5 protein-coding genes are annotated in these 3870 nt (G+C 64.0%); 3 read left to right on the forward strand and 2 right to left on the reverse strand.

All coding sequences use genetic code 11. The annotated features are described in order from the left end of the window. From Q0L94_RS11450 to Q0L94_RS11460, 3 genes are all read left to right on the forward strand, one after another. A partial coding sequence (locus tag Q0L94_RS11450) for an ATP-binding protein (RefSeq protein ID WP_296753381.1) occupies positions 1–954 on the forward strand: 954 nt, incomplete at its 5' end. Next, positions 951–1616 carry a response regulator transcription factor gene (locus Q0L94_RS11455; protein WP_296753383.1) on the forward strand — a complete coding sequence of 222 codons (666 nt, stop codon included), beginning with the start codon at positions 951–953 and terminating at the stop codon, positions 1614–1616. The genes Q0L94_RS11450 and Q0L94_RS11455, both read left to right, overlap by 4 nt. Before the next feature lie 114 nt (positions 1617–1730). Beyond that, positions 1731–2072, forward strand: a complete 342-nt coding sequence (locus tag Q0L94_RS11460; RefSeq protein WP_296753384.1) for a zinc ribbon domain-containing protein YjdM — start codon at positions 1731–1733, stop codon at positions 2070–2072. A 19-nt stretch (positions 2073–2091) separates the two neighbouring features. On the opposite strand, the gene Q0L94_RS11465 is transcribed toward Q0L94_RS11460, so the two are convergent. Then, positions 2092–3108, reverse strand: coding sequence for a dihydroorotate dehydrogenase-like protein (locus Q0L94_RS11465; protein WP_296753386.1), 1017 nt, complete (start codon positions 3106–3108; stop codon positions 2092–2094). A 1-nt stretch (position 3109) separates the two neighbouring features. Next, on the reverse strand, positions 3110–3870 hold a 761-nt coding region (locus tag Q0L94_RS11470; RefSeq protein WP_296753388.1), incomplete at its 5' end, for a thiamine pyrophosphate-dependent enzyme.

Genomic DNA, 3870 nt, shown 5'->3' on the forward strand with positions numbered 1-3870 from the left:
AGTATTGTCAGCGTCGATTGCGGCGTATGCGGCAAAGCCGCGCGCGAGGTGACGGTGAGCAGCTGGAACAACGTCGCCTTCTGCAAGCGCCAGGCCAACGACACCTATTTCAGCGATACCTGCAACACCGTGGTGGCGGTGCCGCTGATGCACAAGAACCAGGTGATGGGTGTCTACAACCTGTTCCTCGAAGAAGGCAAAACCGTCCCCGAGGATGTGCGCCTCTTGTTCCGTTCGATCAGCGAGCATCTCGGCATCGCGCTGGAAAATGCGCGGCTGACCCGCGAGAACATGCGCATCTCGCTGATGAACGAGCGCCAGATGCTGGCCAACCAGATTCACGACTCGCTGGCGCAGACGCTGGCCTACGCCAAGATGCGGCTCACCGTCCTGGGTGATGCCATGCGTCACGAGAACTACCCCAAGGCCAACCGCTACCTCGGCGACGTCGAGGAGGCGGTCGATCTCGCCTACGCCGATCTGCGCGACCTCATCACCCAGTATCGCGACCGCATCAATCCGCGCGGGCTGGTGCCGGCGATCCAGGAACTCGCCAAGAGTTTCCGCAAAAAGGCCAATGCCGACGTCGATTTCCTCAATCTGGTGCAGGACGTCTCGCTGTCGCCCGACGAGGAAATCCAGGTCTTCCACATCATCCAGGAATCGCTCTACAACATCGCCAAGCACGCACGCGCGCGCCACGTCGTCATCACCCTCGACCTGGATAACGGCCAGTACATCGTCAACGTCGCCGACGACGGCGTCGGTGTGCAGAAGAAAAACGACGAGTCCTCCAGCCTCGGCAAGAGCTTCGGCCTCACCATCATGCGCGAGCGCGCCGCCAGGCTGAACGGCAAGCTCGTCGTGGAGTCCCGCCCTGCCGGCGGCACCGTGATCCGCCTCGTCTTCCCGCAACGCGCCGCGCCCCACCAGCACAGCGAGCACACCGCATGAGCCTCACCCGCATCATTCTCGTCGACGACCACCCCCTGTTTCGCAAAGGTCTGGCCGAACTGCTCGAACAGAGCGGCAGCATCGAGGTCACCGCTTTTACCGGCAATCCCGACGAAGTCGCCATGCTGTTGAAAGCGCACCGCCCCGACGTGCTCATCCTCGATCTCAACATGCCCGGCACCGACGGCATCACCCTGATGCAGCAGCTGCGCGCCGACGACTTCGACCTGCCCATTCTCATCCTCACCCTCTCCGAGGCCGAAGACGACCTCGCTCGCGCCCTGCGCGCCGGCGCCCGCGGCTACCTGCTGAAAAGCATGGAGCCCGACGAGGTGGTCGACGCCATCCTGCGCGCCCAGCGCGGCGAAACCGTCGTCGCCCCGGCGATGACCGCCAAGCTGGTCAAGCTGTACGACCAGAAAAGCCAGGATGCCGGCTCCCTGCTCGACGCGCTGACCCCGCGCGAACGCGAAATCCTCACCCACCTGGCGCGCGGCGAAAGCAACAAAGCCATCGCCCGCACCCTCGACATCAGCCACGACACCGTCAAGCTGCACGTGCGGCATATCCTCGCCAAGCTCAACCTGTCGTCGCGGGTGGAGGCGGCGGTATTCGCGGTGGAGCACCGGGTGGCACCGGGGGGGCGTGGCGAAGGGCGATAGAGCGAACGCCCGCCGCCTCAAGCGAACGGCCACGATCCGCCGGCATCTGCCATCGAGGAAAAACCAGCCCGCTGAAAAAAAATGCGCCATCAATCAATCGAAACAGGAAACAACATGAGCAGCTTGCCCCCCTGCCCGCAATGCGGTTCGGAGTTCACCTACGAGGACGGCGACCAATACGTCTGCCCGGAATGCGCGCATGAATGGCCACAGGCAATTGCAGCGGAGAACGCCGAGCAGATGCGCGTGGTACGCGATGCCAACGGCACCGAGCTGCACGACGGCGACACCGTCAGCGTGATCAAGGATCTGAAGGTGAAGGGTTCGTCGCTGGTGGTGAAAGTCGGGACCAAGGTGAAGAACATCCGCCTGGCCGAAGGCGATCACGACATCGACTGCAGGATCGACGGTATCGGCGCGATGGGTCTGAAGTCTGAATTCGTGAAGAAGGTCTAGCCGCCCGGCTTTGCCGCCCTCAGGACCACACCCCCGGCCGCGGCGAGAAGCTGTCCAGCACCCGCAGGTAGCTGTCACGCGCCATGGCGGACGGGTCATACAGATTCTTCTGGCTCATGCTGCCTTTCAGCTGGGCGACCGACGCGTATTCGCGTTCGGCCATCCAGCCTTCCATGGCGTGCAGGATTTGCGTCAACCGGCCCGGCCCATGCTGCAGCAGGCAGGACGCCAGATGCACCACGTCGGCGCCGACCAGCAGCAGCTTCATGGCTTCCTCGTGGCTGTGGACGCCGCCGGTGGCGGCCAGGGTCAGCGGGGTGCGGCCATGCAGAATGGATAACCAGCGGATGCGCAGCAAGGCCTCTTCGGGCAGCGACAGGCGCAGCCTATCCACCACGTAGAGCTTGTCCAGGTCGATGTCCGGCTGATAGAAACGATTGAACAGGGCGACGCCGTTCGCACCCGCGAGTTCAAGCTGTTTCACGAAATGCGGCAGCGAGGAAAAGAACGGCGACAGCTTCATGACGATAGGAACGCTCACCACCTGACGCAGTTCGGCGAGCAGGCTGAGATAACGTGCCTCCACTGCCTCGCCGGGTTCCATCATCTCCGCCGCGACGTGGTAGACATTGAGCTCCAGCGCATCGGCGCCGGCCTGCTGCAGTTCCCGGCCCAGCTCCACCCAGCCGGACGGGGAGATGCCGTTGAGGCTCGCCACCACGGGAATGTCCAGGCGGCATTTGAGCTGCTGCAGATGCGCCAGATAGTGATCGAGGCTGCTGCGGAACTCGCCATGGTCGGGCAGAAAGCCGTCCTCCGCTTCGCAACACCCAAGGCCGGCATGCAGCAGAAAGCGATCCATCATCGCGTCTTCCGCCCGCAATTCTTCCTCGAACAGGGAATACATCACCAACGCGGCGGCGCCGGCATCCTCCAGCCGCAGCGCGGTGTCCAGATTGCGCGACAGCGGCGATGCCGAGGGCACCAGCGGGTTCTTGAGCTTGAGGCCAAGGTAGTCGGTGGATAGGTCAATCATGTCAGGCTCCGGGTTTCGATTTGTCGGCAGGTTTTTGCGCCATGTCCTGATACGTCTTGAAGCGCCGTTCTGCATCCTGCTGCGCCTGCTCCAGGAAACGCTGCGCCGCTTCGGGGTGGCTGCGCGCGAGCATGGCGAAGCGGGTCTCCGATTCCATGAAGGCCTTGATCGGCTGACTGGGCGCGGCGGAATCGAGCTTGAAGGGATTGCCGCCCGCCGCTTCCAGCCGCGGGTCGAAGCGGAACAGCGGCCAGTGACCACTTTTTACCGCCATCTCCTGCTGACGCTGGTTGTAGAGCATGTCGTAGCCGTGGGCGATGCAGGGGCTGTAGGCGACGATCAGCGAGGGGCCGGGGTAGGACTCGGCTTCGTGGAACACGCGCAGGGTCTGCACGTCCTTGGCGCCGTAGGCGACGGTGGCGACGTAGGCGTGGCCATAGTTGCTGGCCAGCCTGGCCAGGTCTTTCTTCGCGGTGGCCTTGCCGCCGGCGGAGAACTTGGCGACCGCGCCGACCGGCGTGGCCTTGGAGGTCTGGCCGCCGGTGTTGGAATAGACCTCGGTGTCGAGCACCAGGATGTTGACGTCGTAAGGCAGCGCGAGCACGTGGTCGAGGCCGCCGTAGCCGATGTCGTAGGCCCAGCCGTCGCCGCCGATGATCCACACGCTGCGCCGGATCAGGTATTCGGCGAGTGCCGCGAGCTGGCGCGCGGCCGGGGTGTCGATGGTTGCGAGACTCTGGTTGAGCAGTGCGACGCGTTCGC

It is taken from the genome of Thiobacillus sp. (assembly GCF_024708915.1).